Origin of the sequence: Aquabacterium sp. UBA2148 (assembly GCF_002328915.1) — a bacterium.
In the GTDB taxonomy this organism is placed as follows: domain Bacteria; phylum Pseudomonadota; class Gammaproteobacteria; order Burkholderiales; family Burkholderiaceae_C; genus Aquabacterium; species Aquabacterium parvum.
The window spans coordinates 1-17,064 of the sequence record NZ_DCXA01000282.1 but is presented as its reverse complement, the minus strand read 5'-3'; the positions used below and the strand labels follow the sequence as shown (position 1 = coordinate 17,064).

Below are 17,064 nucleotides of genomic sequence, written 5' to 3'. Positions count from 1 at the left end.
CGATTGGCTGGCGTCGTTTCCCTTGCCCGTGCATGCGCTGGGCCCCGCCAAAGGGCACTACCGCTACTCGCCCAAGCTCGTGCCCTGGCTGCGCGAGCACGCATCCCACTACGACGCAGTGATCGTCGACGGGCTGTGGCAGTACAACGGCTTTGGCACTTGGCGTGCCCTGCGCGGATCGAAGACACCCTACTTCGTCTTCAGCCACGGCATGCTGGACCCGTGGTTCAAGCGGCACTACCCGCTCAAGCACCTCAAGAAATGGCTGTACTGGCCTTGGGCGGAGTACCGGGTCCTGCGCGACGCCGCTGCCGTGATCTTCACGTGTGAAGAAGAACGCATCCTCTCGCATGAATCGTTCTGGTTGTACCGCTGCACGCAGGAAGTCAGCGCCTTCGGCACCCGCCTGCCCCCTCAGGACGGCGAGGCATTGCGCGAGCGCTTCCTGACACGCTTTCCGCAATACCGAGACCGGCGCATCGTGCTGTTCCTCGGGCGCATGCACGAGAAAAAGGGCCCCGACCTGCTCGTGGAGGCCTTTCTTGGGCTGGCGCGGCAGCACCCCGATGTCGACCTGGTCCTGGTCGGCCCTGACGAGGCGGGCCTGTGCCAGCCTTTGCTCAAAATGGCCCAGGACAGCGGCATGGCCGAGCGCGTGCAGTGGCTCGGCATGCTCTCGGGCGACGACAAGTGGGGGGCATTCCACGCAGCAGACGCTTTCGCCCTGCCCTCGCATCAGGAGAATTTCGGCATCGCCGTGGCCGAGGCCATGGGTTGCGGCAAACCTGTGCTGATCTCCAACAAGGTCAACATCTGGCGGGAAATCGAAGCGGGCGGCGGCGGCATCGTGGGCGATGACACGCTGGCAGGCACAACCGGCACGCTCAAACGCTGGCTGGAGATGCCGGCGCACGCCAGCGCAGAGATGGGGAAAAAGGCTCACGCGACCTTTCTCGAACATTTCACCGTCGAGGCCATGGCCCGTGGTGTCATGGACATCGTTGCTCGACATCGGCGCTGACACCTTTGCAGCCCGCGCTGCCACCTCACGTTTTGCCACCCATTCACCCGCCCATCACGCCTGTCCATGTCCGAGCTGAAGCGACCACACATCCCGCAGATTGACGCGCTCAGGGCGCTGGCAGTCGTCGCCGTCCTCGCCTTTCACATGGACCCCAGCTGGTTGCCTGGTGGGTTCTCGGGGGTGGATGTCTTCTTCGTGATCTCCGGCTACGTGGTCAGCGCTTCCATGACCGACCTCGAGTCGCTCAAGCCATCGAGGTTCCTGTCGACCTTCTACGCGCGACGCATCATCCGGATCCTGCCCGCCCTCGTGGTGTGTTTGGGCGTCACCGCGCTGATGGCCGGGATGATCATCCCCAAAAGCTGGCTCAGCAACAGCAATCAATCCACGTTGACCTGGGCCTTTGCGGGCCTGAGCAACTACGCGCTGATGCTGTCGGGCGATGAGTACTTCTCACAGCGCATCGAGTTCAACCCGGCGGCGCACACCTGGTCGCTGGGTGTCGAAGAACAGTTCTACCTGATCTTGCCGGCGCTGTACTGCGTCTTCCTGCGTCTGCAACGCCCCGAGACCCGTCAAAGGGCGCTGGTTTTTTGTGTGCTGGCGATGTCGCTGCTGTCGCTGGCCTACTCGGCCTGGGTGAGCGGCAGCGGTGCCGCACAGGCCTACTACTCGATCGCCAGCCGCTGGTGGGAGCTGGGTTGCGGTGTCCTGCTGTTCCAGGCACACCGACACGGGCGGCACCTGTGCAGCCACCCTCGTTGGTCGGCGCTCCAGGCCAGCGTGGCCTTGCTGTTGCTGGCCCTGGGTCTGGTCCTCTCGGACAAGGCCCACTTCCCTTTCCCATGGGCCATGCTCACGGTCGGGGGCACCGCGCTCCTCATCGATGCCATCGTCTCGCCAGCGAGCAAGGCGCAGACCTGGATGGACGTCCTTCGCCACGGCGCCTTCGTCACCGTTGGCAAGCTCTCGTACTCGCTCTACCTGTGGCATTGGCCTGTTTACGTGGCCTTCCGCTGGACCGTCGGGCTGGAAACACCGGTGCAACGCGCCCTGGCGTTGAGCGCCACGGTCGGCCTGAGCTGGCTGTCCTATCGATTCGTCGAGAACCCCCTGCGCCGTCACCCCGCCCTGCCTGGCCTGCCCAGGTACCAGATCATCGTGGCGGGTCTGATCGTCGTGCTGCTGGGCATCGTGTTCGCCAAAGGCGTCTACAAAATCCAGGACCCGCTGCTCTCGCTCAGCGTCACCCGAGACGCCAAAGACTGGTACCCCGATGCCTGGTACGCCAACAACGATGACGTGTCTGGCTGCCGGGTCAGCAGGTCTTCCATCGGCAAACTCAGCGGCTCGCGCACAGACTTTCTTGCGCAAGGTTGCCCGTCACAGCACAACGGCCAGCGCCTGTTTGTGCTGGGGGACTCCCATGCCCGCGTCTACGAAACCATGTTGAGCCGGCTGGCCAAGGAGCACGGCATCCAGGTCACCCTGTACTTCTACCAAGGGTGCCCGACGCTGAGCCTGATCAAGGCCCAAAGCAGCTTCAACCAGGCCTGTCGCGACTTTCAGGCGCTCGCCATGGACGAAGCCCTCCAGGAAATGAAACCGGGAGACCTGGTGTTCCTGCCTTCATTGCGGCTCATCAAGCTGGGCGATCAGAACGGGCTCAAGCCGGCCGCCGAAATCGAAGCGTTCATCTCCGGGCCACAGGCCTCGAGCGAGCGTCGCATCGCCCTGGATGAAGCCCAAACGGCCATCCGGAAGATCCTGGCCAAGGGCGCCAACGTGGTCTTCGCCGCCCCGACACCCTTGTTCCCATCTCCGCCATTCCGTTGCTCGGACTGGTTCAACAGGCACAATCCGATTTGCGCACAAGGCATGACCACAGATCGCGCTTTCATGGAGCGCCTGAGATCGCCCGTCATGCAGGCCCTGGGCGAGCTGGCGCGCACGAGCGCACCAGGGCGCGTGCGCGTCTGGGATCCTCTGCCCACACTTTGCCCTGCAACCACATGCGAAGTTCATGTCAACGGGCGCCCCTTGTTCTTTGATGGCGACCACCTCAGCGGTCACGCCAACGAAGTGCTCTACCCCGGCTTCGAGCAAACGATTCAGGCCACCTCCACAACGCAGCCATCGGACGGCAAACCCGACGTGGAAGCCGCCCCATCCACACATCACTGACAGGAAAAACAGCATGCCCAAAGTATTCCGTGCTCGCGCACCTTTGCGCCTCGGCCTGGCGGGCGGCGGCACCGACGTCAGCCCCTACAGCGACGTGCATGGTGGCTGCGTGCTCAACGCCACCATTGACCTCTACGCACAAGCCATCATCGAACCCCGCGACGATGGACAGGTGTGCTTTCGGGCCACCGATCGCCTGGAAGAGGTCTTGCTGGACGCCGAGACCGACATGCCCGACGCCGACCCGTTGCGCCTGCACCGCGGCATCCATCGCAGGGTGGTTCGGCAGTTCAACGGCGGCAAGCCTCTGTCCTGCACCCTGACCACCTTCGCCGACGCCCCGGCTGGCTCAGGCCTGGGCACCTCCTCGACCATGGTGGTGGCCATCTTGCAGGCCTATGCCGAATGGCTCAACCTGGGCCTGGGTGAGTACGAACTCGCTCGGCTGGCTTTCGAGATCGAACGCGAAGACCTGAAGATGTCTGGCGGCAAGCAGGACCAGTACGCTGCGGCGTTCGGTGGCTTCAACTTCATCGAATTCGGCGCCGAAGGCCGCGTGCTGGTGAACCCGCTGCGCATCAAGGAATGGGTGGTCAACGAGCTCGAAGCTTCCACCGTCCTGTACTACACGGGGCAGTCTCGCGAATCGGCCGCCATCATCCAAAAGCAGATCGACAACACGGAGCGCGCGGACGTGCGTTCGATCGAAGCCATGCACGCGCTCAAGCATGACGCGGTGTCCATGAAGGAAGCCATCCTGCGCGGGGACCTGAGTGGTTACGCCCAAATCCTGGGCCGCTCGTGGGTGGCCAAAAAGCAGATGGCCCAAGGCATCAGCAACGCGATGATCGATGGCGTGTACGACGCGGCCCTCGCTGCTGGCGCCCTGTCGGGCAAGATTTCCGGCGCAGGCGGTGGTGGTTTCATGATGTTCTTCGTGCCGCCTGAACACCGCATGCAACTGATCCAACGCCTGGCCCAGTTCGAGGGTCAGGTCATGAACTTTCATTTCACTCCTGTGGGGGCTCAATCGTGGACGCTGGGTTGAAGAATTTGGTGCAGTCGTGGCTGCAAGAATCGCTGGAAGTCAAACAAGCCGTGGTGCGCGATGAGCAGCTCATCGAGCTGCTCCAGCAAGCATCGGTGTGGTGTGCCGAGGCATGCCAGGCGGGCAACAAGGTCATGTTCATGGGCAACGGCGGCAGCGCAGCCGACGCCCAGCACATGGCGGGCGAGTTCGTCAGCCGCTTCAACTACGACCGCCCCGGCATCGGCGCTTTCGCCCTGACGGTGGACACCTCCATCCTGACGGCCATCGGCAACGACTACGGATACCAGCACCTGTTCTCACGCCAGGTTCAGGCCTGCGGTCGGCCAGGTGACGTCCTCGTGGGGATGTCCACCTCGGGCAACTCGCCCAACGTGCTGCTGGCCTTCGAAGAGGCTCGCCGCATGGGCATCCGCACCGTGGCGCTGACGGGTGCCACCGGCGGCAAGATGCGCGACGCGGTCGACATCTGCCTGCGTGTGCCCTCCACCTCCACGCCACGCATCCAGGAATCCCACATCCTGCTTGGACACGTCCTGTGCGGCCTGGTCGAAGCGATCGTCCACCCGAAGGCCGAGTGATGACCATGTCGCAGGCATTGGCCCACGACGTCATCGTGCTGGCCGGGGGCTTTGGCACCCGCCTGCGCGAAGTGGTCGCCGACGTTCCCAAGCCCATGGCGCCCGTTGCGGGGCGCCCCTTCCTCGACCACCTGCTGCAACGCCTGGCGCTGCAAGGGGCATCCCGCGTGATCCTGTCCGTGGGGCACATGGCGCACCTGATCGAAGAGCGGTACGGCGCTGGCTTCGCTGGCCTGAACATCACCTGCGTGCGAGAAGACACCCCCCTGGGAACAGGCGGTGGCATCCGCAAGGCGCTGTCTGCGGCCCGGACCGAATGGGTGCTCGTCATCAACGGCGACACCTGGCTGGACATGCCGTACGGCGAGTTTTTGAGCCAGGCTGAACAAGCCGGTGCGCCCGTGGCCATGGTCACCCGGTGGGTGGACGATGCCGCCCGTTACGGGCGCTGCGTCGTGCAGGACCAGCGCATCGTGGTGTTTGGCGAGAAGAGTGGATCGGGGCCAGGTTTGATCAACGCCGGCGTGTACGCGCTGCGTCGGGACCTGTTCTCGTCCTTTGACCTGCCGGAGGCGTTCTCATTCGAGACGGATTTCGTCGCCAAGCACCTGCCTGATCTGCGGCCTTTCGCCCACCGCTCGGATGGCTACTTCATCGACATCGGGGTGCCAGATGACTACCGACGAGCCCAAATCGAGCTGCCCGCACAAGTGCCGACCCCATGAAGTTCTCACTCGTCATCCTGGACCGTGACGGCGTCATCAACCACGACAGCCCAAATTACATCCGGTCGTTGCAGCAGTGGACACCCATCGACGGATCCATCGAAGCCATCGCTCGCCTGTCGCGTGAGGGCTACCCGGTGGCCATCGCCACCAACCAGGCCGGCGTGCCCAAAGGGTTCGTGCCGGAGCACGAGCTCGATGCCATGCACGCGCGCTTGCGCGAGCTGGTGCAGGCGACGGGCGCACCTGCACCACGCATCTACGATTGTCGGCACCACCCGGACGAGCGATGTGCTTGCCGCAAGCCACAACCGGGCATGCTCATCGCTGCTTGCCAGGACCTGGGCGTGCCCATGGAGCAAGCCGTGTTCGTCGGTGACTCATGGAGCGACATGCAAGCCGCCAAGGCCGCTGGGTGCCAGCCGGTGCTGGTGTTGACAGGCAACGGGTTGACCACGTCGCAACGCCCCGAATTCGACCCCGGCATACCCAAAATCAACAGCCTTGCCGACTTGCCAGGGTGGCTGGCGTGCTCGGGTGAAATGCCGTCTTGATGAATTGCTTCAACGCTGCGGGCTCAAGGGTTTGAGCGGCATATCAGCGCGGTTTTTCAATTTTGCGCGACCGCCGCGAAACAGTGCGAAACACATGTATCTCGACGGAATTTCCGTCACGGCTCTCATTCAACGCACACAGGGTAACCACGCAAGCTGCGCCCCCCCTTGCCCAGGGGGACTGGACGGGAGTTTTCAACGAAGAAACCCCCTCATCCGTTTGCCCAACTGCTGTCCAGGATGCGAATCAAGGACAATCAAATCATTCGAAAGGCGCCCGGCGCCCAGTCACCCATCAGGTACCCATGAAGCCGATCAATCGCTCCCTCCTGCTGATGTCCCTGGTCTCGTCCCTGTTTGCGCTGAGCGCTTGCGGCGGCGGTGGTGGCGAAAGCACCCCAGACGACAAGGCAACCACGCAAAAGGTTGTCACCACCGACGCCTCGGAGACCGCGACCGCATCAGCCCTGGCTGGCGGCAGCACCGCCACGCCGGTTTCCTGGGTGATCCGGGGAACGGGCTGGGTGTCGGCCCCCTTGCTCTTGCCCGACCAGCGCAGCCGCGCCACGACCCCGACCGCTGACAGCTCGGGCTACATGCCCGTTTTCACCGGCACCGGCTACTACGTGGACCGCGACAACGGCAACGATTCGAACCCAGGCACCCTGGCCGCACCTTGGCGCACCCTCGCGAAGGCATCCTCTGCGCCGCTCAAGGCTGGTGATGCACTGCTGCTCAAGTGCGGTTCCGTCTGGCGCGAAAGCCTCGAGATCACTTCCGCCTTCAGCCGCACGGGTGATTTCCTGATCGGCGCCTACGGTGACTGCTCCAACAACATCCGCCCGGTCATCCGCGCATCGGACTGGGTGCCCACCACAGGCTGGAGTCGCGTCGCCGACGACGACCGCCCCATCTACTCCCGCGCAGCCAGCACCGCCGTGACGCGCCTGTTCATCGACGGCGCCCCACAAATTCCTGCCCGCTACCCCAATTTCAAGGGCGTGGGTGCTGAATACGCGCTGGCCGTGAACCTGGCGTCCCGCCAGAGCTTCAAGCTCAAGCCCGCCGACCTGGCAGCACTGGCCTCGCGTGACCTGATCGGTGCAACCGTGCACGTCAAGACCACGCAATGGATGGTGGAAACCGCCAAGATCCAAGCCTTCGATACCAGCACCGGCGTCATCACCCTGGACCGCCAGTTGCCCTTCACCGTTCGCGAAGGCGCCGGCTTCATCCTGGAAGGCAAGCGCTGGATGCTCGACACCCCGGGCGAATGGTTCTACGACGCAGACACCAAGGAACTGCTGGCCTGGACCACGGACAGCGCTTCGCCCGCCGCACACAGCGGCATCGAAGCGGCCTGGCGTGAAAGCGGCCTGACGGTCAAGTGGCTCAAGAACGTTCGCATCGAGCGCCTGCGTTTCGAACAACAAAGCGGCAATGGTCTGTCTCTGATCGAAACGCCCGACGCCAGCGTGCGGGACGTGATTTCCATGCACTCGCGCGACATCGGCATCTCCGTGCTGTCATCGCCTCGCGTGTCCATCATCGGATCGAAAGTGGTTGGTGCAGGCGAAAACGGCATCGTCACGCGCGAATCCATTGACGCCAAGGTGCAATCCAACCACGTCTCGGACACCGGCGGATTTGCCCGCGCCGACACCACAGACGCCGCCATCACCGTTCTGGGCAGCGGCTCGGTCGTGACGAGCAACCTGGTCGAGCGCTCGGCGAACATCGGCATCCGCTTCGGCAACCGCGAGGGCACCGTGGTCGAGGGCAACTCTGTCTTCTACTACTGCCTGCGCTTCACGGACTGCTCAGGCGTCTACACGTTCACCGCCTCGGCACCCAAAACCCCTGAAACCACCTACGTGGCACGCGGCATGGTGCGCAACAACATCATCGTGGGCGCCAAGAGCAACATGGAAGGCTGCGGTTTCTCGTGCGCCAACCTCGCCGTGGGCATCTACCTGGATGAACTGACCTCGGGCGTGACGCTGCAGGGCAACACCATCTCGGACACCGAGGTGGGCCTGGGCATGCACAACGCGTCCTTCAACATCCTGAACGGCAACAAGGTTCGCAACGTCAGCTTCTCTTCTGTCCGCGTGGTGCAAACCCGCTCCGACCAGAACTACGTGGTGGGCAACAAGTTCACGAACAACTCTCTGGTGGCCGGCAAGACGACGGCGATGGTCAACGGCGTGCCTGCCGAAACCGGCTCCATCCATGCGTTCTACTGGTTCCACAGTGCGTCGCCTGTCAGCCTCGTCACCACCCAGAACAACACGGTCAGCAACAACACCATCCTGAGCACCCAAAAGGGCGGCGAGGCCACCTGGTCTCTGGCCACCTGGAGCTCCAGCAAAACGCTGAAGAAGAGCGAGTGGGCGGGCTATGCCCCCACGGATGCAGCCGTCAGCCGCGTGGCGTTCAAGGATTACTCGGTCACCACCGAAGCCAACGTGCTCAAGAACGGTAACTTCAACCCCGCAACGACCGATGGCTGGACGACGTACTTCAACTCGGCCGGCACCGGTGGCGCGTTCTCGATGGGCACGTTCACGGGATGTGGCAGCAACTGCGCCCGATACGCCGCTGGCCACAGCTCCGACTACCTGACCAGCAACACCTTCCAGCTCAACAGCACCGCGGGCCAGAACCTTTACGTGCTGCGCATGACGGCGATTGGTGGGGCCAACGGTGGCATGAAGCGCGCGGTCGTGCGTCGCCCGGTCTCTCCTTGGGAAAGCTACGGCCTGTCGATTCCCGCCACCCCTCTGGCCAATGGCGAAGTGGCCAATGTCGAACAGTTCTTCCTGGCCAACAGCAGCGATGCGGGTGTGCTCGACCTGCGCAGCGCTGTGGGTGGTGAAACCTTCTTCCGCAACGTCTCTTTGCAGCGCGTGTCTTCCATCGCGTTCCAGCAGCCCAAGCAACTGGTTTCTCACGTCATCAACCCGACGCCTGAAGACCTGACCTACCCCTGCGTCGCGCTGCAACTCAACAGCTGCGACTTGGTGGACGAAAACGGCGCGAAGGTGGTGTTCCCGATGAGGGTTCCGGCACGCAGCAGCGCTTTGGTCTTCGCCAAAGACCCGGTCTGGGTCGCCAACTGACGACGCTCGCTCCAGCGACGCTCCCCTGAAAAACCAAACCGGCGCAAGGCCGGTTTGGTATTTTTTTGGCTGTCACACAATCTCATCCGAACAGGGACGCGGCAAGGGCGCCAGGCACGCGCCACTGAAACCGCTTGTCACAGGCTCGCAATGGGCTGATTGGATGATTGCTCTGGATCGTTGAATCACCCATCATCACGACAACCCGAAAGGAACCTTCCCCCAACAGCACCAACCAGCCAAACCCCTCACCGCGCCCGGCTCGCGACAAAGCTGGAAAAAATACAAAATCAGAGAGAAAAATGAAATACAGGCGAGAAATCGATGGCCTGAGGGCCATTGCTGTCCTGCCGGTCATATTCTTCCATGCAGGTTTCCAAACCTTCCATGGCGGATTCATCGGCGTTGACATATTCTTCGTGATCAGCGGATACCTGATCACCTCCATCATCATGGATGAGTTGGAGAAAGACAGGTTCTCGATCATCGATTTTTACGAGCGTCGAGCCAGGCGAATTCTCCCAGCCCTGTTCCTGGTGATGCTGATCACCGTCCCATTTGCATGGCTGTGGCTGCTGCCGCATGAAATGAGAGATTTCTCTCAAAGCCTGATTGCAGTGTCGGCATTTTCCTCCAACATTCTGTTCTGGAAAGAAGCAAATTACTTCGACACCGCTGCAGAGCTCAAGCCGCTCCTTCACACGTGGAGCCTGGCCGTCGAAGAACAGTACTACCTCTTTTTCCCGATTCTCCTGATGGTGCTCTGGAAAGTGGGAAAACAAGCGGTGATGCCCTTTGTGCTGGTGGCGCTCATCGCCAGCCTGGTTCTGGCCGAAATCGGCGTCAAAGCCGCCCCCACCGCCACGTTTTATTTGTTGCCTACCCGGGCTTGGGAATTGTTGATCGGCGCGGTTGCTGCGCTGCTGCTGCGCGACCGGCAGGACGCAGGCACGCACTCCCCCATGGGAGGCTGGCTCAGCCTGGCCGGATTGGGCCTGATCCTGGCTTCCTTGTTCACCTTCGACAAAGAGACACCTTTTCCGGGCCTGCACGCCCTGATCCCGACGCTCGGGGCCACGCTGATCATCCTCTTCGCGCGGGAGGGCAACCTCGTTGGCAAATTACTGGGCAGCAGGGTGCTGGTCGGCATCGGACTCCTGAGCTACAGCGCCTACCTTTGGCACCAGCCGCTTTTCGCGTTTGCCCGCAGCGGCAACGCCGCGCATCCTGGCGCGTTCACCTTCGCGGCCCTGACGCTGGCCACCATGGCACTGGCTTACCTGAGCTGGAGGTTCGTGGAAGCCCCCTTCCGGGATCGCTCACGCATCGGTCGGGGCGCCATTTTTTCCATGGCGGCCACGGGCATGGTGATGTTCTCCGCCCTGGGCGTTCACGGCCACCTCCAAAACGGCAACCTCGGACGCTACACCGAGGGCGTGACGCACTACTTTGCGCTCAAAGACGCGTCAGATGAATTCGTCTGGAAGCTCAAGAATGCCCATCGACATGCCAGCTTCGACCCATCCAAGGTCAAAATCCTGGTGATCGGAGACAGCAACTCCGGGGACCTCACCAACGTTCTGGCCCACGCCCCGGGTGCCGACCAGCATTCATTGTCGACACTTCAGGTGAGCGTCGGTTGCGGCAACCTTTACCTGCCGCGCTCGCGTTTCGAACACTTCATTGAAAGAGACAAGCTCAAGGGCTGCACCGAGAGCGACGACCTCACGTCCGACGCGACCCGGAAATTGATGCAAGAAGCTGACTGGGTTTTCCTGGCATCTGGCTGGAGGAAATGGGAAGCGGAGCTGTTTCAGGAAAGCTACCAAGCGCTCACACGTGAGTTTGGCGACAAGTTCTTTGTTTTTGGGAACAAAAACATCGATTTCATTCCCGAACAGCACATCCGCGCCCACCAAAACACCGAGTTTCCAAGGCAGGCCCAGCGGACGCAAACCAAGCTGGAGATCAACGACATCATCCGGGCCACTGCAGGAGAAAGGTTCATTGATCCTTACAGATTCCTTTGCCCGACTTCGACCTGCGAAACCCTCTCCGAGAACGGACAGCTGATTCAATATGACGGCTTTCACCTCACGGAGATCGGTGCGCGCTTGTTTGCTCAAAGGATGCACGGGCACCTGCCCCCGCTTCACGCGAGGGGGACACAACCCGAGCCCGCCATGGACACGTCGATCGCGGGCGTGGAGGGCGATGGCCCGTGACGCCCGCCGGTTCAGCCTGGCACCGTGATAACTGAAAGAAACCGGTAACGCCAGTGAACTTTCATCGCAAACGCCGTTCCTTACGGAGCGTTGCTTGCTCGAAAGGAAGTTGCAATTGCGACCCTGAAGTTCCCGTTTCCGCCTCCGAAACACCGATGAAGCCGCGAGCGATCACTCGTCTCGCGTTCAGGGCGGTGCCAATTGGGCTCCGTCCAGCCTCAGTCATCGGCGGTACGGATGTTCACGAATTTCAGGCACTCCTTGGCAACTCGGCTCACAGGCCTGTTGCTCGCTGGCGGGCTCACGGCATGCGGCGGTGGTTCAGGCGGCGACTCGGCCAACACCGGAAACAGCTCCGCCAACGTCAGCGCACTGACCCCGGAAGCGGTCGACAGTGGTTGGTCTCCCCAACATGCGGCCACCCGGTCCTTGCTGCCCGTGGCCCTGGCCGGCACCTACCTCAAAGGCACCGGCTGGGCCCTGGCGACCCGCACCGATGCGGCCGCCGCCACGAGCTACAGCGCCAGCTTCGCAGGCCGGGGCTGGTACGTGGACCCCGACTCGGGCGACGACAGCGGCCCAGGCACACAGGCGCGTCCGTGGCGCACCCTGCAGCGCGCTGCCAATGGCCCCTACGCCGCAGGCGATGCCCTGCTGCTGCGCTGTGGCAAGACCTTCCGTGAAACGCTGGACATGACCAACGCCGCCGCGACGGGTGGCAACTTGCTCATCGCCGGCTATGGCGATTGCACCGGGGGCTCGCGACCCGTGATCAGCGGCTCCGACCTCATCGCATCGACGGGATGGAGCAAAGTCAGCCAGGGATCGGACCAGGTCATGGCCCACGCCCTGGCGACGGCCCCTCGCCGGGTGTTCTTCAACGGCCAGCCGCTCAGGCTCGCACGCCATCCCAACGCCCAGGGCGTGGGACAAGAGTTCTCCTTGCTGCGGGCCGATGGCGCCAACCGCAACCGCTTCTTTCTGAGCGCGGCGGACACCAGCGCCTTGGCGACTCAAGACCTGATCGGGGCCACCGTGTACATCCGCGTGGCGCCCTATGAAATCGAAAAAGCCGTGGTCACGGCACACCAATCGGGCACCGGCCTGGTCACGCTCGACCGAAACCTCGACCACGACATCGTCGACGATGCAGGCTACATCCTGGAAGGCAAGCAATGGATGCTCGACGCCCCCGGTGAGTGGGTGCACGACAGCGGCTCATCGACGCTGCGGGTGTGGGGCCCCAACAGCGAATCAGCAGGCGCGTTCACGCGGGTGGAGGTCACCACCCGCGACCGAGGGCTGCGCCTGCGCTGGATCACCGATGCCACGGTGGCCTGGGTGCAAACCGAGCAACATGCCGACATCGGCCAGCAGTACGTGGAAACCCATGGCCTGCGACTGAACAGCGTCGCCAGCCGTTTCGACCAGGAGTACGGCCTGCAGGTGCACGACGCCAACAACGTCCGCATCGAAGACGCCACCGTGGTGGCTGCCGGTTGGGTGGGCATCGCGGTTCGCGAGGGCTCGCAAGTGACGGTGCAGCGCAACCTGGTGACCGACATCGGTCTCTACGATCGTCCCGGCAGCACCGATGCCAGCATCTCAGTGCTCGCGTCTTCAGCCAGCGTCAACGACAACGTCGTCTACCGCTCGGCGCACCACGGCCTGAGGTTGCGCAACGTGGCAGGCAACGAGGTCCGCGACAACCTGGTCGTGGCCTCCTGCGTGCGGCTGACGGACTGCGCCGGCATCTACACCTTCACGGCGGCTTACCCGACCCTGCCCGCGGTGGGCTACACGCAGGCCGCCACCATCTCGGGCAACGTCGTGATCGGCTCGCGCAGCAACCGTGAGGGGCTGTGGGCCAGCGTGGGCAAAAACATGGCCACGGGCATCTTCCTGGATGAGTTGACGTCAGGGGCCAACGTGGTTGGCAACCTCATCGCCGACGCCGAAATCGGCATCCACCTCCACGATGCCGCGTTCAACGTGATTTCCGGCAACCAGGTTCGCGCGGTCTCGTACGCCGCCATCCGAGGCATGGCCAGCCGCACCGATGTGGATGCGCTCAAGGGCAACCAGGTCGTTGACAACAGCCTGGGGCACTTCTCGTCGATCACGGAACTGCCCGGCGGCATCAGCACGGATCGCAGCATGGCCTTCGTGCAGTTCTGGTATCACCCCAACGACGCCCAGGGCCTGTTCCAGGGCGCCACGCCGAACGTGAGTGCGCGCAACGAAACCGTTGGAACGATCGCCCAATCGGAAGTCCGCTGGCGCCTGGTGCAAAGTGGCACCGAGTGGGTGCTGGAGCCGGCTCAGTGGCAGGCCATCGCACCTCAAGACACCCATGTCGCGCCCGTGCTGCACCGCCGTTATCGCGCCATCACGGCGGGCTCCTCGCTGATCGGCAACGGCGCCTTCCAGAGCGGAACCACGAGCTGGGACCCTTACCTCAACTCAATGGGCTCGGGCGGTGCGTTCCTGGCCGGCAACCTCGCCGATTGCGGCGTGGGGCAGACCTGTGGCAGCTGGACCCCTGGCATGTCTGGTGACTACCTGGCCTCGGCGCCCTTCACGATGAGCAGCACCTCGGGCGACAACCTCTACCTGCTGCAGTTCAGCGTGACGGGTGGGCAGGGCGGTGGCAACGCCAGGGCCACCATCCGCCGTCGGGTCTCGCCTTGGGAGGGCTATGGCCTGAGCATCCCGTCAACCCCGGTGGCGCAAGGCAGCACGCTGGCCGTGGAGCGGTTCTTCAGGGCATCGGGCGGCACCGACGCCGTGCTGGACTTCAAGGGACAAGTGGGCGGCCAGAGCCTGCTGCGCGATGTGACCTTGCAGAAGGTGAGTGCTGTCGAACTGCCCGACGCACCGAACCTGGCTGGACACCTCTACAACCCCCGCAGCACGACCGCCACCTTCACCTGCGCCATGCTGGCCCTCAGCAGCTGCGACGTCGTGAATGCCTCAGGCCAAGCCGTGGCCTGGCCGATCAACCTGTCGCCACGCACGAGCATGTCGCTCTACACGCGAGATTCGCGATGGCTGCGCCCCTGATGCGTCAGTTGCCAGCCTGACGAGGAAACACCGCCACCCCTTTGCGAGGTGCCAGGGCCAGGGGCCATTTGACCTCGCGCCCGGCATCGTCCACGGCTGAGCAATCTGGCAAGCCCGTGTCGGAGCAAGAGATGTTGCGTGGGCGATCGCTCAGGTTCACGAGGAAGAGAGAGCGCGCGGCGGTGATGCGCTGCGTTGACGCGGGTGCCACCTGTGCCACCTCGACTTGGCTGAGGAACACCTCCGAGCCTGGCTCGGCAGAGAAGTCGACCCTGGCGGGATCGGCGCTGGTCGCCTCGAATGGCAACTCCGCCTTGAAAACCTGACCGGGGCTGAGCTTCAGCGGCGGTTGATCCAGCCCGAAACCCTCGTACGGAGGGCCATTGCGCCGCACCGTGACCCGGATGGCCCCACCCTTGGGGCCGGCCTTGACCGTGTAGCGAAGCACATGGTTGTTCTTGCCGTTTTGTGCCGACATCTTGAACGACTTGCTGGACAACACGTCGCCCATGTGACCGGTCACGAAGCGGATGCAGGGCACGCCATCACACGCCATGGGGGTCGCAACGCCCCCGGCGCCAGCGGGGTTGAAGTACGGCGACCACGCAGAGGGCTTGGCGCGCATGTCCCCATCGAGCACCACGCCAGCGCCTGCACGCTCCAACTGGCGCACCGGCTCTGGCGCCAGGTTCAGGACCTGCTCGCGCTCGCGCACGGCGAACTTCTGCCAGTCACCTGGGGCCAGCGTGCGCGTCGTCACCCCTTCGCCCACCAGCCACCGAGAACGCCCCTCGCCCCCCGCTCGCACGACCTCGTTGTCCTGAACCACGTTGGCGTCATCGCCCGAGAACAGGCGAGCTGCATCGGCGCGCTGTTGCCACTTGAACGCAAACACCTCATCGCCACCGCGAGCGGGAGGGCGGGAGACCAGTGAGTTGTTGCGCAACCGGTTGCCACGGATGACGTCCTGTTCCGGCAAAGACATGTGTGCGGTGATGCTGGCGTGCGTGACCGCCCGCACCGTGTTGTCGGTGATGTCGTTGAACTGCGCGTTGTGCAGGTACACCCCGTTCTCCATGCCTGCCAACACGTTGGACAGGACCTGCACCCCACCCGTCATCTCGTCGAGGTAGATGCCAACCGATTGGTTGCGGCCACGCCCGGCGGTCCCCTCCAGGTTGCTCGTGCCGCCCAGCACCACGTTGTTCTTGACCGTGGCCCGGGTCGTGCGCTTGCGCGTGGCCAGGCTGGGCGAGTGCCCCGTCCAGGTGTAGATGCCACCGCAGTCCGCCAGGCGCGCACAGGGCTGGATCACGACGTTGTCGACCACGCTGGTGCCTTCCTTGTTGAAGAAGGTGATGCCTGCATTGGCCGCACGCAGCACGACATTGCGCGTGACCAGGTTGCGCTCGCCATTGGCGATGATGGCCGCGCCGCTGCCCACCGCACGCCCCAGCAAGCCGGAGTCGATGACCAGGTTGCCTTCCACCACGCAGTCGGGCGCGTTGCGCGTCATGATGCTGGACCAGCCGCTGGCGAGCACGCGCGAACCCTTGAGCGTGACCCCGTTGCTCTGGTCGATCACCACGGCGTACTCGCCCGGGTAGGCGAAATCCAGGCCCTCAAAAACCGATTCGCGCGTGGACTGAACATCCAGCGCCACCCCTGCGGTTTGCCTCAGGTCCAGCCCGAGCACACGCAACTGCCTGGCGCCCCTGACCAGGATGGCGTGATCGCGAGACACCACCTCGATGTCGCCCGATTTGGGCACCTGCCCATCAGGCGGCAGGAAAGACAGGCGCTTGGTCGAGGTGTCGTGGAACCACTCGCCTTTGGTGTTCATCATCCAGCGCTTGCCCTCGAGGATGTAGCCCGCCCCCGTCAGGATGTTGGACGTCAGCTCTTTGTCCAGCGTCACCACACCGGAGGCCGGGTCGTAGCTGCTCACCACGGCCTTCTCGACCTGCCAGGGCACCGCACGCACATAGACCGTCGCACCAACGAGCTCTCGGCTGCCGATTTGTCCGCGCTCGGCCTCGCGCAACCGAAACGAGCGGCGGCTGTTCTGACCATCGGCCAGCAAAAACTCCTGGCCCGGGCCACCCGCGTCGGGCATGCGGGCGGGCAGCATGCGTTGCCCCTTGTAGAAAAGCGCCGACGCCACACCGAACCGATCGGTCACGAAGCCCCCTTTGGTGACGGCATCGGCCACCCATGCCGCCTCGACCACGTCCGATCCTCTGATGCTGGGTGACTTGCCGGTCGCACAACCTTCCTCGGCCGCGATGGTCAACCCTGCGGGCAAGGAACGCCCGTCGAGGAAGAGGGTCTCCCGCCAGACCGAGCCACAGCGCAAACGCACCACGTCGCCCGAGCTCAAGGCGGCTCGCTTGAGGCGCCCCAGGGTCTTCCAGGGTGAGGACTTGCTGCCGGCACCCATGTCGTCGCCCTTGGCCGCGTCCACGAACCACTCCCGGCCCTTGGCGCGGACCTCGGGCACGACGGGCTGGCTATCATCCGGCATCACCGCCAGCCAGC

10 protein-coding genes are annotated in these 17,064 nt (G+C 63.7%); 9 read left to right on the top strand and 1 reads right to left on the bottom strand.

Annotated features, from left to right (window positions below):
• From B2W70_RS15815 to B2W70_RS15775, 9 genes are all read left to right on the top strand, one after another.
• The coding region (locus tag B2W70_RS15815; RefSeq protein WP_286747109.1) for a glycosyltransferase at positions 1 to 1,021 on the top strand (1,021 nt) is incomplete at its 5' end.
• A gap of 66 nt (positions 1,022 to 1,087) precedes the next feature.
• Entirely contained in the window at positions 1,088 to 3,208 is a 2,121-nt protein-coding gene (locus B2W70_RS15810) for an acyltransferase family protein (RefSeq protein ID WP_286747107.1), read from the top strand.
• Positions 3,209 to 3,221: 13 nt separating this feature from the next.
• Positions 3,222 to 4,256, top strand: coding sequence for a dehydrogenase (locus B2W70_RS15805; RefSeq protein WP_058086490.1), 1,035 nt, complete (start codon positions 3,222 to 3,224; stop codon positions 4,254 to 4,256).
• Positions 4,253 to 4,837: a D-sedoheptulose-7-phosphate isomerase gene (locus B2W70_RS15800; protein ID WP_058086538.1), complete on the top strand. Its 585-nt coding sequence runs from the start codon at positions 4,253 to 4,255 to the stop codon at positions 4,835 to 4,837. Before B2W70_RS15805 ends, B2W70_RS15800 begins: the two co-directional genes overlap by 4 nt.
• Before the next feature lie 5 nt (positions 4,838 to 4,842).
• Positions 4,843 to 5,562 (top strand): nucleotidyltransferase family protein, encoded by a 720-nt coding sequence (locus B2W70_RS15795; protein ID WP_286747104.1) that lies wholly within the window; start codon positions 4,843 to 4,845, stop codon positions 5,560 to 5,562.
• Positions 5,559 to 6,116: a D-glycero-beta-D-manno-heptose 1,7-bisphosphate 7-phosphatase gene (gene gmhB / locus B2W70_RS15790; RefSeq protein ID WP_286747102.1), complete on the top strand. Its 558-nt coding sequence runs from the start codon at positions 5,559 to 5,561 to the stop codon at positions 6,114 to 6,116. Before B2W70_RS15795 ends, gmhB begins: the two co-directional genes overlap by 4 nt.
• 305 nt (positions 6,117 to 6,421) lie before the next feature.
• Complete coding sequence (locus tag B2W70_RS15785; RefSeq protein WP_286747100.1) at positions 6,422 to 9,238, top strand: right-handed parallel beta-helix repeat-containing protein; 2,817 nt, start codon at positions 6,422 to 6,424, stop codon at positions 9,236 to 9,238.
• A gap of 302 nt (positions 9,239 to 9,540) precedes the next feature.
• The gene (locus B2W70_RS15780; protein WP_286747098.1) at positions 9,541 to 11,463 is read left to right on the top strand and encodes an acyltransferase family protein; all 1,923 of its coding nucleotides are present in this window, start codon (positions 9,541 to 9,543) and stop codon (positions 11,461 to 11,463) included.
• Between the two features lie 261 nt (positions 11,464 to 11,724).
• Positions 11,725 to 14,526 carry a right-handed parallel beta-helix repeat-containing protein gene (locus B2W70_RS15775; protein WP_286747096.1) on the top strand — a complete coding sequence of 934 codons (2,802 nt, stop codon included), beginning with the start codon at positions 11,725 to 11,727 and terminating at the stop codon, positions 14,524 to 14,526.
• A 4-nt stretch (positions 14,527 to 14,530) separates the two neighbouring features.
• On the opposite strand, the gene B2W70_RS15770 is transcribed toward B2W70_RS15775, so the two are convergent.
• A partial coding sequence (locus tag B2W70_RS15770) for a right-handed parallel beta-helix repeat-containing protein (RefSeq protein WP_286747094.1) occupies positions 14,531 to 17,064 on the bottom strand: 2,534 nt, incomplete at its 5' end.